Raw genomic sequence first — 19,543 nt, 5'->3', positions numbered from 1 at the left:
AAACCGTAATTCTTTAAAATATTGTACCACCAAACCATTGATGTTCAAAGATTACTTTTTCTTTTGCAATAAAACGATTGACTGTGCAGCGATTCCTTCCCCGCGTCCTGTAAACCCAAGCTCCTCCGTCGTCGTTGCTTTAACATTCACTTGGTCAAGTTCAGCCTCCAAGAGCTCCGCAATTCTAGTACGCATTTGATGGATGTAAGGCGCCATTTTTGGTTTTTGAGCAATAATTGTACAATCCGCATTGCCTAATATATAGCCTTTCTCCTTTACCAAGTTCCATACCTCTTGAAGCAATTTCGCCGAGTCAATATCTTTATATGCAGGATCCGTATCAGGAAAATGCTTGCCGATATCTCCTTCTCCAATCGCTCCCAAGCAGGCATCTGTCAATGCATGAAGAAGAACATCAGCATCAGAATGTCCAAGCAATCCTTTTTCATAAGGAATGTTGACTCCACCGATCACAAGCGGTTTTCCTTCCACAAGCTGATGAACATCAAAACCTTGTCCAATCCGAATCATTCCCTTTCCCCTCTTTCACTCTCTAAAATCGCACGGGCAAAAATCAAATCTTCAGGGGTTGTAAGTTTTATATTTGAATAATCCCCATGTACAATACAAACTTTTTCGCCAATTCTTTCTACAAGACTTGCATCGTCTGTTCCTACAAATTGATCCCTATTGGCCGCTTCATGAGCTTTTAATACGATGGAAAGACGAAAAGCTTGTGGCGTTTGAACTGCCCACAAGCTAGAACGTTCAACAGTATCAATGACTTCCATATTGCGAACTCTTTTCACAGTATCCTTTACAGGAACGGCTACGACCGCTGCGCCCTCTAAATGAGCCTTTTCAACAAGCTGATGAATGGTTTCCCTGCGAATGAAAGGCCTTGCACCGTCGTGAATTAATATTATACCATCTTCTTCAACGGCTTTTAACCCGTTGTAAACACTATATTGGCGTTCCTGTCCTCCGGGAACTAATTTTTGCACTTTTTTTATTTTATATTTTTTCAGTAAAGAAAGAAATTCTTCACGCTCTTTCTCGTTTATGACTAGAACAATTTCGGTGCATTGAGGATCTTTTTCAAACACCATTAAAGTATGAACAATCACAGGTAAAGAATTAAGTTTGATAAACTGTTTATTTTTTCCTGCCCTCATTCTTTTCCCTTGCCCTGCAGCTGGTATGACAACCCGATATTCCATCTTCTTTCTCCCTTATTACAATGCTTTTTCCAGCAGCTTTGGCTTTGCAAAAATCATTCGTCCGGCAGATGTTTGAAGAACGCTTGTAACGAGAATATCAATATTTTTCCCGATATAGTCCCTTCCGTCCTCGACAACAATCATCGTGCCATCATCAAGATAAGCAACACCTTGGTTATGCTCTTTTCCATCCTTAATTACTTGGACATTTAACTCTTCCCCTGGTAGTACAATCGGTTTTACCGCATTGGCTAAATCGTTGATGTTCAAAACAGAGACGTTTTGGAGCTCACATACTTTATTTAAATTGAAATCGTTTGTGACCACAACGCCTTGAATGATTTTTGCCAGTTTTACAAGCTTGCTGTCGACTTCTTGTATATCTTCGAAGTCGCCTTCCCATATTTCCACTTTAATGTCCAGCTCTTTTTGGATTTTATTTAAAATATCCAGACCTCTTCTTCCTCGATTTCTTTTTAGCACATCTGAAGAATCCGCTATATGCTGAAGTTCCTCCAACACAAATTGAGGAATAATAATGGTCCCTTCTAAAAAACCTGTTTGACAAATATCTGCAATCCTGCCATCTATAATAACACTTGTATCTAATATTTTTAAGCTTTTCTTTTCAACATTTTCCTCTTCTTCTTGAGAGGCTTTCTTCTTGCTGATTCTTGCTGTAATCGAAAACAAGTTCAACAGTTCGTCGCGCTTTTTATATCCGATTTGAAAACCTAAATATCCTAAAATTATGGTTAAAAAGATCGGAACAATGTTATTGATAATTGGGTATGGAAGTTCAGATAATGAAATTCCAATTAAATAAGCAATAATCAGACCAAAAATTAATCCTAAACTGCCAAATAATACATCCGTAACCGGAGCTTTCACTAATTTCTCTTCTATAAATTTTATCCAATTCACCACATAATCCACTAGCCAGAAGGAGGTTATATAAAATAAAATTGCACCTAATATCGCCAATGTATATGGTGTCATCAGAAATGGAACATCATCAAGATTTAAGAGAAATAATAATTCCGGTATAAACAAAACACCTAACGTTCCGCCAACAAAAAAGAAAAATATTTGAACAATTCGTTTTAACATACCTCCACCTCCTTTATTTCATTATATACACTTTCAAACCTTTCAAACATCTAAAAACAAGGATTGTAAAAATATTGATAAATTACTGTAAAGGATGTGTTAGAGCTCCCTTGCAATGTTATACTGATCTTGGAGGCGCCTTAATCCTTCCTTAATTTTCCTCGCCCTAACTTCACCTATTCCTTCCACTTCATCAAGCTTTTCTACGGTAGCATTTGCAATTTGTTTCAAATTTTCAAAGGTTGTCACTAAATTTTCAATAATAACGGAAGGAAGCTTTGGTATTTTATGCAAAAACCGGTAACCTCGAGGAACAACAGGTTCATTCATATTGGTAAAATGGGGATATCCGAGCAGCTTCAATAAAACCGCATCATCTAATAATGCTGAGCTGGACAATTCTTGCAGCTGCTTTAATACAGGAATAGGATCATTCAGCCGCTCCATGCTGTAATCTTTGATAAGCAGAGCCGCTTCTTTTTCAATATCTGCTAAAAGCTCGGTCATCTGAAGCTGAATCAGCTGCCCTTCTGTACCGAGTTCGTAAATATAATTAATAATTTCACTCTTAATTCGCAGCACCATTTCTATTCTATGTAAAACTTGGATCACTTCATCGATCGTGACTAAATCTTCAAACTCTAAAGATCCTAAATTATTAATGGATTGGTCAGTGGCAGATTTATACTTTTCCAACGTCCGCAAAGCTTGATTGGCCTTCGTCAAAATGACACCGATATCCCTCAAAGCATAGCGGGAATTGCCAAAATATAATGTGACGACATTTCTTCTTTCAGAAATAGCAATTACGAGATTTCCTGTTTGCTTTGCTACTCGTTCAGCTGTTCTATGCCTCATGCCTGTTTCTCTTACCTCTATGCTCGTATCCGGAACAAGCTGTGCGTTTGCGTATAAAATTTTTTGCCCTGAGTCGCTTAAAATAATGGCTCCATCCATTTTAGCTAGTTCATATAAATAGGCGGGGGAAAAAGGGCAATTGATATAAAATCCCCCGTCTACAATTTGTTTGATTTTTTCGTTATATCCTACAACAATTAGCCCCCCGGTCTTTGCGCGCAGCACGTTTTCAATTCCTTCCCGGATTGGTGTGCCTGGGGCTACAAATTGCAAGATTTCCTTAAGCGATTTTTCTTGTTTCATAGCTTATCCCCCTATTGCAAGTTCGAGCGCTTCTGAAATGTTTTGCACACCGACAATTTCTATATCTTCCGGCCATTTCCAACCGCCCAGATTGGCTTTCGGTAAAAAAATCCGCTTAAATCCCAGTTTGGCAGCTTCTTGTACACGCTGTTCAATTCGTGAAACCCTTCTAATTTCTCCTGTTAAACCAACCTCACCTACAAAAACATCATAAATGTTCGTCGGAACATCTTTAAAGCTTGAAGCTATACTGATGCAAATTGCCAAGTCAATTGAAGGCTCGTCTAATTTCACCCCGCCGGCAACTTTTAAGTAGGCATCTTGGTTTTGGAGCAATAAACCAACACGTTTTTCCAATACCGCCATCAACAAAGAAACACGATTATGATCAATCCCATTTGCCATCCTTCTTGGGTTTCCAAAGCTTGTCGGGGTGATTAAAGCTTGTATTTCGACTAGAACAGGTCTTGTCCCTTCCATGGAAGCGACTACTGTTGAACCAGATGCCCCTTTTGCACGCTCTTCTAAAAACACTTCTGACGGGTTGAGCACTTCTTTAAGACCTGCTTCCTTCATTTCAAAAATTCCTATTTCGTTAGTGGATCCGAACCTGTTTTTAACTGCCCGTAAAATTCGGTACGTATGATGTCGATCACCTTCAAAATACAATACAGTATCAACCATATGTTCTAAAATGCGCGGCCCTGCAATTGTGCCGTCTTTTGTTACATGACCGACAATAAAAATCGGAATTCCTTTTGTCTTTGCCAATCTCATTAATTCAGCCGTACATTCTCGAACCTGAGATACGCTTCCAGGAGCAGAAGCAATTTCACTGTTATAAATCGTTTGAATGGAATCAATGATGACAAAAGCCGGTTCAGTTTCCATTATGGATTGAATGATGATTTCTAAGTCCGTTTCAGAAAGCACGAAAAGTCTTTCGCCTTTTACCCCGAGTCGGTCGGAGCGAAGTTTTGTCTGTTTTAAAGATTCTTCTCCCGAAATGTATAAAACATCGTTCCCTCTCTCTGCCAGCTGTGAGGAGACTTGCAATAAGAGAGTGGATTTTCCAATTCCAGGATCCCCTCCAATTAAAACGAGAGACCCTTTTACAATTCCGCCTCCCAATACGCGGTTAAACTCATGAAGTCCTGTAAGCATTCTAGGTTCTTGCGCAGCTTGGATTTGATGAATTGGAGAAGGTTTGCTGACAGTGGATGATTCAGAATGACTAAAAGCAATGCGGTGTTTTCCCTTTGGCTTGATAACTTCTTCAACCATTGAATTCCATGCGCCGCACCCTGGACATTTTCCCATCCATTTCGGCGATTCATATCCGCACGATTGACAAATATATTTTGATTTGATCTTTGACATTCGGTTATTCCCCACTTTGTTCAATCGATACACGACAATATAATGAAAGAGAGGGGCATACGTGAAGCAGTATGCCCATTGGATTATTGAACCTTTTCTGCAGTTTTTACGACAAATTCATTATTTTGCACGTCCAATACAACTTTTTGACCTTGCGAGATCGTGCCTTTCAATAATTCCTCTGATAAGCGATCTTCGACATATTTTTGAATCGCTCTCCGCAACGGACGCGCTCCATATTCTAAGTCAAAGCCCTCTTCAGCCAGCTTTTCTTTTGCACGATCCGTTAATTCGAGTTCTATATCCTGTTCTTTTAATCGTTTTGTCAGCTGATCCGCCATCAGCGAAACAATTTCTTTCAAATGTTTTTTCTCTAAAGAGTGGAACACAATAATTTCGTCAATCCGGTTCAAAAATTCAGGACGAAATGCTTTTTTCAGTTCATCCATCACTTTGTTTTTCATATCTTTATAATTTTCATTTTCGTCTTGAACATTAAAGCCGACATATTTATTCCGTTTTAATTCGCTTGCCCCTACATTTGAAGTCATAATTAAAATCGTATTTCGAAAATCAACGGTGCGCCCTTTTGAGTCTGTGAGTCTTCCGTCTTCAAGCACCTGCAGCAAAATGTTAAACACATCTGGATGAGCTTTTTCAATTTCATCCAATAATACGACTGAGTATGGCTTGCGGCGCACTTTTTCCGTCAATTGTCCTCCCTCTTCATAGCCTACATATCCAGGAGGCGAACCAACGAGCCTTGACGTAGAATGCTTCTCCATATATTCTGACATATCGATTCGAATCATAGCATCTTCGTCACCAAACATTGCTTCAGCTAATGCACGGGCTAATTCCGTTTTCCCTACACCTGTCGGTCCTAAGAAGATAAATGAACCGATCGGACGCTTCGGATCTTTTAAGCCTGCACGTGCCCGTCTGACAGCTTTTGCGACTGCAGTGACAGCTTCTTCTTGACCAATAACGCGCGAGTGTAAAATTTCTTCGAGATTCAAAAGCCGCTCTGATTCTGTTTGGGCAAGTTTAACAACCGGAATTCCCGTCCAGCTTGAAACAACCATTGCAATATCCTCTACGGTCACTTCAGAATTTTCTTGACCTTGTTTTTCCTTCCATGATTTTTTCGTTTCCTCTAATTCCTCTCTGAGCCGCTGCTCTGTATCTCTTAATGAAGCTGCTTTTTCAAATTCTTGGCTTTGGACTGCAGCTTCTTTTTCTTTTCGCACTTCTTCTAATTTTTGCTCCAATTCCTTTAAATTCGGAGGTGTTGCAAATGAACGAAGACGGACTTTGGAGCCTGCTTCATCAATCAAGTCAATTGCTTTATCAGGCAGGAACCGATCGGAAATATACCGATCTGAAAGTTTAACAGCAGCTTCAATCGCCTCATCGGAAATGGATACCCGGTGGTGTGCTTCATATCGGTCTCTTAAGCCTCTTAAAATTTGAATGCTCTCTTCAATGGACGGTTCGTCGACTTGGATTGGCTGGAAGCGCCGTTCAAGTGCAGCATCCTTTTCAATATATTTACGGTATTCATCCAAAGTTGTTGCCCCAATACATTGCAATTCTCCCCGAGCCAAAGCAGGTTTTAAAATGTTGGAAGCATCAATTGCACCTTCCGCCCCGCCTGCGCCGATCAGTGTATGAAGCTCGTCAATAAATAAAATGATGTTTCCTGCTTGGCGAATTTCATCCATTACCTTTTTAAGGCGGTCCTCAAATTCCCCTCTATATTTTGTGCCAGCTACAACCGTTCCCATATCAAGGGTCATAACGCGCTTATCTCTCAAAATTTCAGGAACCTCATTATTCACAATTTGCTGAGCAAGTCCCTCTGCTATGGCAGTTTTCCCAACACCAGGTTCACCTATTAAGACAGGATTATTTTTTGTTCTTCGGCTCAAAACCTCGATGACACGCTGAATTTCTTTGCTTCGGCCGATGACTGGATCAAGTCCACCCTCTCGTGCAACAGCCGTTAAGTCCCGCGCAAGACTATCAAGCGTCGGAGTATTTGCGTTTGTCATCGAACTTCCTTGGTGGCTTGAGGATACTTCATTGCTACCTAACAACTGTAAAACTTGCTGACGCGCTTTGTTCAAGCTTACTCCGAGATTGTTTAAAACACGCGCAGCAACTCCCTCGCCTTCTCGAATTAATCCCAATAGGATATGTTCTGTTCCGACATAAGAATGTCCTAATTTTCTTGCTTCATCCATTGACAGTTCAATGACTTTCTTTGCTCTCGGTGTGTAATGGATCGTTTGCGAAATTTCTTGCCCCCGTCCTATCAGGCTTTCCACTTCATTTTGGATTTTTTCTGGACTTAATCCTAGAGCGTGAAGCGCTTTAGCGGCAATTCCTTCTCCTTCGCGCACGAGCCCAAGCAATATGTGCTCTGTGCCGATATTGTTATGTCCGAGGCGTACAGCTTCTTCCTGCGCTAAAGCAAGCACTTTTTGCGCCCGTTCCGTAAATCTCCCAAACATCATTGTTCATCATCCTCCCTTTGCTTCCTTTCTAATTGAAGCCTTTCACGAATTAATGTTGCCCTGCGAATATCCCGTTCATTCGGCCGTAGAACTCCTCCTGAATATTGTTGCAGAAATCCGGGCTGAATTAAAATCATAAGCTCATTTAAAACACTGCGTGGAACATTTCGAATAATTCCCAGGTCAATTCCTAAGCGCACATCTGATAAACATTGAATTGCTTCTTTCGATGGAATGATCCTGCTGTATTTGAGAGTGCCGTAGGAACGATATACACGGTCTTCTAGATGATGCGGATTCGTTTTATATAAAGCATCTCTTGCAGCCCGTTCTTGAGCAATTAATTGCCCGACAACCCCTATTAAATCATCGACAATATCGTCTTCTGATTTGCCTAGCGTAATTTGGTTCGAAATTTGGAATATATTACCTATCGCTTCACTTCCTTCTCCGTACCGACCTCTCACAACCAATCCTAATTGATTGATAGCAGGTATAATTTGGTTAATCTGCTGTGTTAAGACAAGTCCTGGAAGGTGCATCATCACGGAAGCCCGCAAGCCGGTACCGACATTTGTTGGACAGCTAGTTAAGTAGCCCCTATGTTCATCAAATGCATAATCTACTTTTTCCTCAATCCAATCGTCAAGATTCATTGCCATTTTCAACGCTTCTTTGAGCTGAAGGCCCGGGAACAAACATTGAATTCTAATATGATCCTCCTCGTTTATCATGATGCTCACTTCTTCGTTTTCAGATAAAAGGCACCCTCCAAGTGCTGATTCTTCCATTAAATAAGGACTAATCAAATGCTTCTCTACAAGTACGCGTTTTTGAATAGGCTGAAGTTCATTCATTTTCAGCAGCACGAATGTTCCTAAACCGTCAAACACTCTTTGTGAAAATGATTCTTCAAATGTATTTAAAACAGCCAAGGCTTCTTCATTCGACATAATGGTAGGAAAGCTGATATTTTCTATATTTCGCGCCAATCTGACTCGGCTGCTCAGCACAATATCGGAATCAGGTCCTTCTTGATTCATCCAAGGGCTCATGGCTGAACGAATAAATTTTTGAAAGGACATGTCATACTCCCCTTTCGTTCCGTCCATTTATCTTCGCTTCAATGGACCGAATTTCATCCCGAACTTGAGCTGCTCTTTCGAATTCCTCTTTCGCAATTAATTCTTGCAGTTCCTGTTTAAGCATTTTCAGGCGCTTTTTCAAATGAATACTTCCACCGGTCCGTTTCGGCACTTTACCGCCGTGAGTTGTATTCCCGCCATGAACACGTTTTAAAATCGGGGTAATTTGGTGATAAAACGTTTTGTAACAATGGGAGCACCCGAATTTACCAATTTTCGTAAATTGATCAAACGTCATATTACATTTCTCACATTGAATGACCTGATTTTTCTTGAAAACATTTTGCCCTTGGCTGCTAATGGCGCTGTCCATATTTAATAATCCGGACAATAAGTTGTTTATAGAAAAGCCTGGATTCATATTGAATATGAATACATCACTTTTTTCCTGTGCACATTTTTCACATATATGCACTTCAGTCTTTTCGCCGTTGATAATTTTTGTAAAGTGGAAAGTAGCGGGCCTTTCATGACATTCTTGACAAATCATCGTCCATCACATCCTCACTTGTATTTTAACGAGGTGAGCATCGCCTTCATCATCCTTGCCCTCAATTCGTCTCGATCAGGCAAATCAATATATAAAACAGACCGATCAATTACGCTCAACATAATTTTCGCTTCTCTTTCTGAAATAACCTCTTCATCAGCCAATCTCAAAATAATATCCTCCGCCGACGATTGTGACAGCCTTTTACCAATGGCATTTAAAATTTGATTGATCAGCTGGATACGGTCATTGATTCGAATTTTCATAATTCGGATATAACCGCCTCCACCCCTTTTGCTTTCGACAATGTAACCCCGTTCAATTGTAAAACGAGTGTTGATCACGTAATTGATTTGCGATGGAACACATTGAAATTTATCCGCAATTTCACTTCTTTTAATTTCAACAATTTCTTTTCCGCTAGAATCTAATACATGCTTTAAATATTGCTCGATAATATCAGATATATTCCGCACCTCGAAAAACACCTCCTTCAACTTTTTGATTGGAATTGCAAAACGCTCAAGAAATGTGCAATATCCTTGAGGGATAGGAGGCAAGATGTTTACGTAATGCTTATTTCCTAAACGATAACAACTAGTCACTTGACTTTGACTATATTTGACCTTAATTATAATATAAATTTTTTTTTGTGTCATTTCAACAAAAAAGCTCACTAATAATATTGCCATTTACAATATGGAAAAAACCCGCTCTTTAAAAAACTTTTTTAACTTCTTGAAATTTCAATAATTCGTTTATGATTTCAGGCATTTCATCTTTTGGAAGGCCAATTTCAAGTAAATATGAACGCTTCGCATGTTTACTTTCTTTTGGCTTTGACAATGTAAAATGAATTTTATAAACAGAAATATTTAATTGTTCAAGTTTCCGAGTAAATTCCACCAAATCATCTTCTGGAAGATTAACTTGTATCCATTTTTTGCTTGACTTCTCAGCAAAAAAAGCCTCCACCTTATTGAGAAAGATCAAACTCAACAATACAATCAAGGTAGAAAAAATCGCCAGCGGATACATTCCTGCCCCAACAACAAGGCCAAGTCCTGCAACAACCCAAATCGAGGCTGCCGTCGTTAATCCTCTTACCGTAACTCCTCTCACTAATATCGTTCCAGCACCTAAAAAACCAATGCCGCTAATGACATAAGAAGGAATTCTTGCTGGGTCAAAACGAATATTTTCATAACGATCCATATATTCTTCAAAGCCATAAAGAGACAGCAGCATCATCATGCAGGAGCCGACACCAACTAACAAATGAGTGCGAAAGCCTGCTGGATGCCGTTTAAATTCTCGTTCAAGGCCAATAAATCCACTTAAAATGACTGCTAAAACAATGCGAATCAACATAATTTTCCATTCCTCAGGCATTATCATTCCTCCTCACCATCCAAATGACTTTTTCTGATTTGGCCATATATGAATAATGACTTTTGTTGTTCTGACCATATATGAATTTTGAAATGATACAGTATTATACTTTCCCATTATATGCGATGAACAGTGCTCAATATTCAATTGTTCTTGAGTATGAGACTAAGAATGATATGAAACAAAAAAGCACTTTTAGAGCTGGCTTTAAAATCAAACGAAGCTTTCACTGCTCATATGCTTCAAGAATGGAACAGTTTATGCTTCTGAAGTAGCGATCAATTAATTATACTCCGATTGAAGGTTTTAAAGAAAGCGAGCTTGATTGCAATAGATGCGGAGGATCTTCAGAAGAAGCGAGCTCTTAGTTGTTCGTAAATTTGTCGTTTTTGTTCGTTCTGTTTTAAGCTGTTTTGTCTGTTTGTTGTAAATTTCCATTTACAAGAGGATAAAAGAGGCTTGAGCTCCCCAAACCGCATTGCAGCGAATAATCGTTTCGTCCATACTTTTTTACATGGATAAGCAAATCTCGCCTCCATCACTTTTATCAGATTAATTAAAACGGTTTGCATCATTCAAATCAATTAAAGATGTTTTTGTAACAGCAAAAATATCCATTTCGGCTTTCGACAATTTTCTCGAAAAATTGGCTTTTTTTCTTAATTTTTCATTTTATGATCATAACGGAAAGTATTGCAACGGAAAAACATCAAAGCTAAAAAAGAAGCCGATTCCTCCACCGCCTTCGCTATACACGAGAGGCGGTGGTCATATCGGCAAAAAAATAAGATGAAAGGTATTTATTCTATGTCACGATTAATAATTTTAGGCGGATCCAAGTTTTTAATAACGGGCTCTCTAGACTTTATATCTGCATACGTATTGATAATTTCCGGATCATAAATAATTTGCAGCCTAGAAGGCTTGCCTATTTGGTTTTGTGCACCTTCAAAATAATCGTTATTCGTAATTTTTTGCGCCCCACTAAAATTTTGATTGCTGGCCCGTCCCCTTATCGCATTTAAAACAATGCGCCTCGCTGATATTCCTCCTTCTATACGAATATTTGAACCAACTCCAAACATTTCTAATGCTTGTTCTGAATAGAAAAACCCTTTAATATTACTAGGTTCATCCTGGTTAACGCTATTATTTCTAATGTTTATATTTCCATTTGCAAAAATAATTAACGAACCGTTTTGGCCTAATCCATTGATGCGCGAATATTCAATCGTCACATCCCCCATTACATACATAATAGAATTAAATTCCGCATCAGCCCCTCTAATCGTCAGATCACCGTTCACAAATATGGGGCCGTCCACCCGAATTTTGTCATAATTATTTGGGTTGTACGAATCAGACCCGTTGCCAATTGTTAAATCTTTCTCTATATAGGCCCCCTCCTTAAAGGTGGTCTGTCTGAATTGATTATTTGAATTGCGAATTGTTAATGAACCTGCAGTGGCAAAGCTTTTAAAAAGATTATTCCCAGTAAATGTGTAATTTCCATCGTATTTCTCATTACACCATAAAATACATTCATCATGACTCGCATAAACTTTGTCATTAGGGCGATTTTGGTTTGAGATTATTCTATTATTAGCTTTTATGATCGTTACACCGGGAGAATTATGTTTATAATAAAAAACCGATTTTTGTGCAGGAATTTGAATGTCATCACGGATCGGCTGCCTTTTTACAATAACCGGGGCTTGCCGATTGTAAAAAGCATCATCAATACGATCTGTTAGCTTTGTATAAGAACTTCCAAAATTAGAAGTTGTAATATGTTGTTCATATGGAGGGGTATGATTAAAGGTAAAAATATTTCCACCAAGTAGTAAGTTTGCGTTTGCTTTTCCTTGTGTTGGTAAAATGCTCGGGTAAACGGACGCAATCCATTTCTCACCACTTAAATATGCATATCCTCGGTTTGTTATGATTAAATTCCCGTCTACCTTCATATCCCCTGTGATCGAAACTCCGCCGTGCAAAAACATATTTCCTTCACCAGGTATACAGGCATTTGGAGTTTTACATAATTTGTTGGCACCGAGCGCATAATGTAATGTCTCCAAAACAGATTGTGCACCAATTTCAACTTCTGAAATAACCGTTTTTTCCTTGCCATCAACAAATCCTCTGCTTAAAAAGGTTATCTTCTTCTTTAGCGGGTTTTCTTCACCATTTTCTATTACATTTTCTATATTTCGTATATATACTCGATATTCACCAGTTGCGCCAGTATTGTGAACACTATTTATCACGTCTTTATAGCGATTTAAAATCGTATTTAATTTCGTTATAAACTCGCTGCGGGTGATTCCTTCTTCTCCTAGTTCATTTTTCAAATCGCTTTGAATCTGATTCGTAATATGTTCAATTCCTTTATTGGCTAATTCACGAGCTTGAACATAATCCTCGCTTGTTTGATTTCTTTTCACTCCAGATAAAGCAACTGTCAAAACGGAAACAGACAAGACTGTAAATAGTAAAAAGATCAACATGGTTAAGATCAAGGAGTATCCTTTCTCATTCATTAAGATTTTCATTATTTTGCACTCCTCGTATACTAAGTTTCAGAAAGTTTTTTTATCGAATTTCCAGTCCGATACGCTCCTTGACAATCGCATATCTTGGGTGGTTGCCTTTGTGGGAGGGGCGCGCCCCTCCCACAAAGGGTTGAGCGTACCGGGGTTGGACTTTTCGCAATGTTCCTGGATAATGGTCTTAGGATCATCGGGGATACTCTTCTCACTCCTGTAGCTTTGACTACTTGTAAAGTCTGTCTCCTCGGCCCCTGTTTGGACGTCTAACCCGCAGGCTGTTCCCGTTGGTTTTCCCCATGCTGGAAGGAGCAGCTTCCAGGGCAGCCCATGGTCCAACGTGAGTTCTCATATGCGAGGGTGACTGGTCAACAGGCGCGATCCGGGGGCATCCCGAAGAGTCCTACCCCTCGATCCTACAACAATAGGAGGTGATCTCATGAAACTCTACGTCGGGATCGACGTGAGCTCACGCGACTTAGCCACCTGCATTATGGATCATGAAGGAAATACGTGCGCACGCTTCAAAGTGGATAATCATCTTCTGGGCGCCACCTTCCTTCGGGATCAAATCCTCCTGTGGGCTAACAAGCGAAAGCCAACCGAAATTCTGATCGGGATGGAAGCCACCTCGGTCTACAGTTGGCATCCAGCTATGTTTTTCCACCAGCAGGAGGCCTTGCAGGCTTGGAACGTCAAGGTGTTTACGATCAATCCAAAGCTCATTCGCAAGTTTAAAGAAGCCTATGTCGACTTGGAGAAAACGGATGACATCGATGCTTGGATCATTGCGGATCGGCTTCGCTTCGGCCGTCTGAAGATGACGGCTGTCCTCAAGGAGCAGTTTCTCGCGCTTCAGCGACTGACACGCATGCGATATCATCTCGTCCACCAGTTAACCCGTGAGAAACAGTATTTTCTCCAGCACTTGTTTTACAAATGCAGTTCCTTTACCCAAGAGGTGGACAGTTCGATCTTCGGACATGCCATTCTCGAACTGCTGCTTGAGTCGTGGAGCCTCGATGACATCTGCCAAATGGATGTCAAGCAGTTGGCCGACTTCCTGCGCCAAAAAGGGCGCAATCGCTTTGCCGATCCGGAATGCATCGCCAAGTCGATTCAAAAGGCGGCCCGTTCGTCGTATCGGTTGTCCAAGTGTGTCGAGGATTCCATCGACTTGCTGTTAGGGCTGTCGATTCAATCAATCCGCAGCCTGCAATCGCAGCTCAAAGAGCTCGATAAAGCCATTACCCGCCATCTTGAAGGCATTCCGAACACACTGCAAACCATCCCAGGCATCGGACCGGTTTATACCGCAGGCATCCTGGCCGAAATCGGGCAAATCGAGCGGTTTCACAACCAGGCCGCCTTGGCAAAATATGCCGGCTTGACATGGTCCAAGCACCAATCGGGCCGTTTTCAAGCCGAGGACACCTCCCTCATTCGTTCCGGCAATCGCTATCTCCGTTACTACCTAGTGGAGGCTGCCAACTCGGTGCAACGGCATGATGCGACGTTTCGTGCGTACTACCGGAAGAAGTATGAGGAAGTGCCCAAACACCAACATAAACGAGCCCTCGTCCTCACCGCTAGAAAACTCGTGCGTGTGATCGATGCGCTGCTACGCAACGGTCAAATCTACACGCCAAGAAAGGGGGAAGATCGATAAGAGGATCGATCTGGTATACCAATATCAACCTTTAGACCCAGTTTATTACATGTACCAATACTGGGTTTCTTCAGTATTGCCTTTTTTCGGATCATCGGACAAGGGAATTTCCAATTTCTATGATTTTTCACCTTGACATATTACCGCAGGACTTTTCGATCATTAATAATGCTCACAATACTTTTCAGTTTCATTGTTTGCTGTGTTTTAGCAGATTGTAAAACTAACAAAATTTCAAACACATCTTCTCGTTCAGTTTCTATCAATTTTGATTCGCGAGAAAGCACGATATTTCCGTTTGTTAACGACAATTCTTTGTTATTAATCACTACACGTGAATGTTCATGATCAAAACCAATTTTGCTGCCGTCATTTTTGATCAAAAAGTAATTCCCGCTTGGATCCGGCAATTTCCGCTCCTTAATCTCACTAACCTTTAACACAAACAGCTCATCAATTAAATGGGCGAGTATATAATCTGCTTCATCGCGCAATGCTGCTTCTTCCATAGCACGGTCATATGTTTTTAATCCGCTAAAAAGAACAGAGTAAGCGATCAGTCCGATAACAGAACCCAATAAAACCACTGAAAGAACTTCTACTAACGTAATTCCTTTACTAGAGGATATGATTTTTTTACTCATAGCTCACATACCCTTCAATCTTTGAAGTAATGGGTGTTTTTGAATTTTGTAAATTCACTTCAACAAGTACATTCATTAATCGAATCGCTTTTTCATTAGCAGTTTGACTGACCGTTACTTGAACTGCATACGTTTTATTATTTATAAGTGGAGAAAACAAAAGTTCACATTCATCGGGATCTGGACGGTTCGAGCAGCTGTCAGAAGTATAAACTTGCGGCTGATTAAAGCGATCATTATCTGGTTCATCAATATAAGAAAAAGGATTCATCTTAATTCTTTCCATTGTTGATTTCGCCAGATGAATTGCCACTAATTGATCATTGTTTACTACAGTTGTTTTATTTGTAAAAACAAAAAGATTAAGAAATGCCAAAATAATGATGGAAAGAATGACGAGAGAAATTAGTATCTCCACAAGTGTAAACCCGTCCATTTTCTTCACAATCTTCATTTTCATAGAATATTCACCCATTTTTTTAAATATTAAGTAATAGTCGCAATGGCTGTAGTGAATTGGAACTATATCCTCTGAAATTGGACTTTTTGACTAAAAAACCATTGTCTTAAACGAATCATAATAATAGAATGTAAGTATATGGAACATTTTTACTAAATCCGTAAAAATTTTTCTCTCCAAAATTTGCTATGATTATACAAAAATACATTATTTATTACTTTTATTTTACTTCAAAATAAAGGCTTTTAGACTAAAAGAAAACAATATTTTTACTATTTATTCAAATTTTTACATTTTATTGTGGATGAATTGCTGTAATTTTGCTATTATTATACAAAATATTTCAACTTCGTTGCTTTCATTTTGCTCCAAAATAGGTCTTTTTAACTAAATAAAGCTGTATTTTTTACCTATTTTGTAAAATTTTATATTTTTACAGGCTGAATTAGACAAATCAATTGTACTTCTTCTTTTACTCATACGATGAAGAAACAAGCTCTAAGGAACTGGAGCCTTGCGCAATCAACCGCGCTTCTAAAAGATCCCGAATATTGGCATTGAAATGAAAAGTCAACCTTAGTAATATATATTTATTTGCCGGTTTCAGTCTTCTAAACTTGATCAGACAAATGATACATAGAAAGGCAGGTTCTTTATGAGCAGGATGAAAAGGTTAATGGCTTTGTTTTTTTCTTTCATAATCGCTATATCAGCTGCGACCATTAGTTTCGGAACTCCCCATATCGCAAACGCTGCCTTTACAATTCCTGATGGTTCTACAGTCGGAGGAATTGATGTCGGTGGAATGACTGTTGATGAAGCTAAAGACATTTTATCAGATAAGATCAATGAGTGGAAAAATCAAAGTGATATGACGATTGAATCACCCACGGAAATATTAACCATTCCATCTGAAGATATTCAGTATGACCTGAATCAAACGATGGATCAATTGCTCGAAAAAACAAAAACACCGTGGTATGCCTTCTTTATTAAAAAAAAATCAGTTGATCTGCCGTTGGTTGTAAAAGTGAATATAACGGATGAAGAACTTTCAGAATGGCCGAACCATATTGATAAAGTCAAAACGATAGACAACATTGAAACAACGGCCTCTTATTTAGGAGAACATAACATTCAAGCGGTTTTAACAGATGCAAACGAACAAAATGATGTAATTGCTGAAGCAAGCTGGAATATTCCGAAAGACTATATCTTTTTAGATGAGTTAGTAGAAGAATTAAATGGAAAAAAGATAACACCTGGAAATTCATTTTCGTTTTTGCAACAAGTGGCAAATGAGGTGAGTTATTTTAGGGAGGATGATGGAAATTTCGTCGTTTCTATGCTGTATTCTTTGCTCCTGCAAACAAATGTAGAGATTATTGAGCGCCATTCGCAGCGAGTAATTCCGGCCTATTCAAAAGCAGGGATTGAAGCAAAAGTCAGTCAAACAGATGATAAAGATTTCGTCGTTTCAAATCCTGGACCTTATATATACACAATTCAAGCTGAAAAAAACGGATCAAAATTGAAAATGGCGATCTTGTCCGCACCTCAAAAAACAAAATATCAATACAAAATTGAAAATAAAGAAGATATTCATTATCGCACCATCTATCGTTATAAAAAGGATTTACAGCCATGCTGCAAGCGCGTTATACAAAACGGTGTAAATGGTCAGCGAGTGGAAGTATACCGAGTGTCAGTAGCCGAAAACGGCGCGGAGCTTTCCCGTGAGTTGATTAGCACTGACTTTTACTTGCCTGTACCTGAAATCATTTTATTAGCATTACCTTCTTCTGAAAATCAAAATAATAATGCGAATAACGAAAATGACCAAACGAATTCGGACGATACAAATACGAATAGTAGCCAAGCGGATCCTAGTAATGCAAATGCTGATCATTCAACAAATACGGACCAAACGAAGCAAAAGGATATAAATACGGACAATGGTACCGACGGGACTGAAAGCATGGGGCAAGACCGTTTTCAAAGCGAAGAGGAATACGAAAAGCAATTAATGGAGGAAAGTGTGGAGGAAGAGCCGGAATATGTGAAATAAAGGCAACGCCGTTAGAGAAAAGGAAATCTGAATGAATATGATAAAGCCAGCATCTTTGGAGGTGAACGGAAATTGTCTAGAAAGCGTTTAGGAGACTTGCTTTTAGAAGCTGGACTCATTACAAATGAACAATTAAACCAAACATTAAAAAATAAGTCACCGGATGAAAAATTAGGGGATGCCCTGCTGAGAGAAGGTTTTATTACCGAGCAGCAGCTGATTGAAGTATTGGAGTTCCAATTAGGAATACCGCATATTAATATTTATCAATATCCAATTGATCAGGATGTTCTTCAATTAATTCCAAAAGAGCTGGCAAAAAGGCATTATGTGATGCCAATCCGAAAAGATAAAAATAAACTTTTTGTTGCAATGGCGGATCCGATGGACTATTTCGCTATAGAAGAATTGAGAATGGCAACAGGATGCCATATTGAACCCGCTATTGCGACAAAAGATGAATTATATCGAACGATCACAAAATATTATGATCTTCAAGAATCGATGGAAGAGATCATGAGTGATCTTTCACCAAAGGATTCAATGGATGAAGCAAAAGTAACGGATGAAGATTCTCCTGTTGTTCGTCTTGTCAACCAAATCATTGCCAACGGTCTTGCCCAGCGTGCCAGTGATATCCACTTTGACCCGCAAGAAACAGACGTAAAGGTCCGCTACCGGGTCGACGGCATTTTACGTTTAGAGCGGTCACTGCCAAAACATATGCAAAATGTCATCATTGCCCGGATTAAAATTATGGCAAACTTAAATATTACAGAAAATAGATTGCCGCAGGACGGCCGAATTAAAACAACGATTAATTTTAAACCGGTGGATATTCGTGTCGCCACGCTGCCGACAATTTTTGGCGAAAAAGTCGTGATGCGGATTCTTGATTTAAGCAATGTATTAAACAGTGTGGAAAAAATCGGTTTTACAGATGAAAATTTGGAAAAATTTATTACTATGCTAAATCAGCCAAATGGAATAATATTAATCACTGGACCTACAGGATCCGGAAAGTCGTCGACATTGTATGCTGCTTTAAATCAGTTAAATTCAGAGGATGTAAATATCATCACGGTTGAAGATCCTGTCGAATACCAGATTGAAGGAGTCAATCAAATTCAAGTAAATGAAGATATTGGCCTGACATTCGCCAATGGGCTTCGCTCGATTTTGCGCCAGGATCCGGATATTATTATGATCGGCGAAATTCGTGATACAGAAACAGCACAAATTGCCATTCGGGCGTCACTTACAGGTCATTTAGTATTAAGTACCCTACATACGAATAGTGCAGTTGCTGCTTTAACGAGATTAATCGATATGGGTATTGAACCGTATCTCATATCGTCTTCAATCATTGGCATTGTAGCCCAGCGTTTAGTTCGACGAGTGTGCCGGGATTGCCGCGAAATCGTCCGCCCGACTGAAAGAGAAAAAGAAATTTTTGCGAATAGAGGCCTTGAAATCGAGACGGTTGCAAAAGGCAAAGGCTGTCCAAGCTGCAACATGACCGGCTACCGCGGGCGCCTAGCCATTCAAGAGGTATTGCCGATCGATGCGGAGATTCGTGAACTCATCATGAATAATACGTCAACTTCTTATTTGCAAAATTTTGTGCGGGAAAAAGGATTAAAATTTTTAATCGATGACGGTTTGCTGAAAGTAAAAGAGGGATTAACGACAACAGAAGAAATTTTACGCGTCGCTGTCCTCGAGTAGGAGGTGGG

The 19,543-nt window shown here is 39.5% G+C and carries 16 protein-coding genes; 3 read left to right on the top strand and 13 right to left on the bottom strand.

Annotated elements, in window-relative coordinates:
- Window positions 1-51: 51 nt before the first annotated feature.
- From ispF to NSQ94_RS00610, 11 genes are all read right to left on the bottom strand, one after another.
- Window positions 52-531, bottom strand: coding sequence for a 2-C-methyl-D-erythritol 2,4-cyclodiphosphate synthase (ispF, locus tag NSQ94_RS00660; RefSeq protein ID WP_063387135.1), 480 nt, complete (start codon window positions 529-531; stop codon window positions 52-54).
- Complete coding sequence (gene ispD / locus NSQ94_RS00655; protein WP_063387134.1) at window positions 528-1,220, bottom strand: 2-C-methyl-D-erythritol 4-phosphate cytidylyltransferase; 693 nt, start codon at window positions 1,218-1,220, stop codon at window positions 528-530. The genes ispF and ispD overlap by 4 nt, the downstream gene beginning before the upstream one ends.
- Before the next feature lie 15 nt (window positions 1,221-1,235).
- A complete protein-coding gene (locus tag NSQ94_RS00650) occupies window positions 1,236-2,330 on the bottom strand; it encodes a PIN/TRAM domain-containing protein (RefSeq protein ID WP_063387133.1) in 1,095 nt (364 codons plus the stop codon).
- 99 nt (window positions 2,331-2,429) lie between these two features.
- A complete protein-coding gene (gene disA, locus NSQ94_RS00645; protein WP_066247900.1) occupies window positions 2,430-3,491 on the bottom strand; it encodes a DNA integrity scanning diadenylate cyclase DisA in 1,062 nt (353 codons plus the stop codon).
- Between the two features lie 3 nt (window positions 3,492-3,494).
- Window positions 3,495-4,871, bottom strand: coding sequence for a DNA repair protein RadA (radA, locus tag NSQ94_RS00640; protein ID WP_066247898.1), 1,377 nt, complete (start codon window positions 4,869-4,871; stop codon window positions 3,495-3,497).
- A gap of 83 nt (window positions 4,872-4,954) precedes the next feature.
- The gene (gene clpC, locus NSQ94_RS00635; protein WP_063387130.1) at window positions 4,955-7,390 is read right to left on the bottom strand and encodes an ATP-dependent protease ATP-binding subunit ClpC; all 2,436 of its coding nucleotides are present in this window, start codon (window positions 7,388-7,390) and stop codon (window positions 4,955-4,957) included.
- The gene (locus tag NSQ94_RS00630) at window positions 7,387-8,475 is read right to left on the bottom strand and encodes a protein arginine kinase (RefSeq protein WP_339229891.1); all 1,089 of its coding nucleotides are present in this window, start codon (window positions 8,473-8,475) and stop codon (window positions 7,387-7,389) included. The genes clpC and NSQ94_RS00630 overlap by 4 nt, the downstream gene beginning before the upstream one ends.
- Window position 8,476: 1 nt before the next feature.
- Entirely contained in the window at window positions 8,477-9,025 is a 549-nt protein-coding gene (locus tag NSQ94_RS00625; protein WP_063387128.1) for a UvrB/UvrC motif-containing protein, read from the bottom strand.
- Between the two features lie 14 nt (window positions 9,026-9,039).
- Complete coding sequence (locus NSQ94_RS00620) at window positions 9,040-9,501, bottom strand: CtsR family transcriptional regulator (RefSeq protein WP_063387474.1); 462 nt, start codon at window positions 9,499-9,501, stop codon at window positions 9,040-9,042.
- Window positions 9,502-9,742: 241 nt separating this feature from the next.
- The gene (locus tag NSQ94_RS00615; protein WP_339229889.1) at window positions 9,743-10,423 is read right to left on the bottom strand and encodes an MgtC/SapB family protein; all 681 of its coding nucleotides are present in this window, start codon (window positions 10,421-10,423) and stop codon (window positions 9,743-9,745) included.
- A gap of 794 nt (window positions 10,424-11,217) precedes the next feature.
- Window positions 11,218-12,972, bottom strand: coding sequence for a hypothetical protein (locus NSQ94_RS00610; protein ID WP_339229887.1), 1,755 nt, complete (start codon window positions 12,970-12,972; stop codon window positions 11,218-11,220).
- A gap of 433 nt (window positions 12,973-13,405) precedes the next feature.
- Between NSQ94_RS00610 and NSQ94_RS00605 the strand changes: the two genes are divergently transcribed.
- Window positions 13,406-14,635, top strand: coding sequence for an IS110 family transposase (locus tag NSQ94_RS00605; protein ID WP_027725928.1), 1,230 nt, complete (start codon window positions 13,406-13,408; stop codon window positions 14,633-14,635).
- Window positions 14,636-14,775: 140 nt separating this feature from the next.
- On the opposite strand, the gene NSQ94_RS00600 is transcribed toward NSQ94_RS00605, so the two are convergent.
- Together NSQ94_RS00600 and NSQ94_RS00595 are read right to left on the bottom strand one after the other, a co-directional pair.
- Window positions 14,776-15,279 (bottom strand): hypothetical protein, encoded by a 504-nt coding sequence (locus NSQ94_RS00600; RefSeq protein ID WP_339229885.1) that lies wholly within the window; start codon window positions 15,277-15,279, stop codon window positions 14,776-14,778.
- On the bottom strand, window positions 15,272-15,739 hold the full coding sequence (locus NSQ94_RS00595; protein ID WP_066247891.1) for a prepilin-type N-terminal cleavage/methylation domain-containing protein: 468 nt from the start codon (window positions 15,737-15,739) through the stop codon (window positions 15,272-15,274). Before NSQ94_RS00595 ends, NSQ94_RS00600 begins: the two co-directional genes overlap by 8 nt.
- A 676-nt stretch (window positions 15,740-16,415) precedes the next feature.
- Here NSQ94_RS00595 and NSQ94_RS00590 point away from each other — a divergent pair.
- Window positions 16,416-17,807 carry a G5 domain-containing protein gene (locus tag NSQ94_RS00590; RefSeq protein WP_066247889.1) on the top strand — a complete coding sequence of 464 codons (1,392 nt, stop codon included), beginning with the start codon at window positions 16,416-16,418 and terminating at the stop codon, window positions 17,805-17,807.
- Between the two features lie 72 nt (window positions 17,808-17,879).
- Window positions 17,880-19,535, top strand: a complete 1,656-nt coding sequence (locus NSQ94_RS00585) for a GspE/PulE family protein (RefSeq protein WP_082830256.1) — start codon at window positions 17,880-17,882, stop codon at window positions 19,533-19,535.
- Window positions 19,536-19,543: the final 8 nt, after the last annotated feature.

The organism is Aeribacillus sp. FSL K6-2833, assembly GCF_037965815.1.
Taxonomy (GTDB): domain Bacteria; phylum Bacillota; class Bacilli; order Bacillales; family Aeribacillaceae; genus Aeribacillus; species Aeribacillus composti.
The sequence above is the reverse complement of the archived record's forward strand: the minus strand, read 5'-3'. Positions and strand labels throughout refer to the sequence as shown.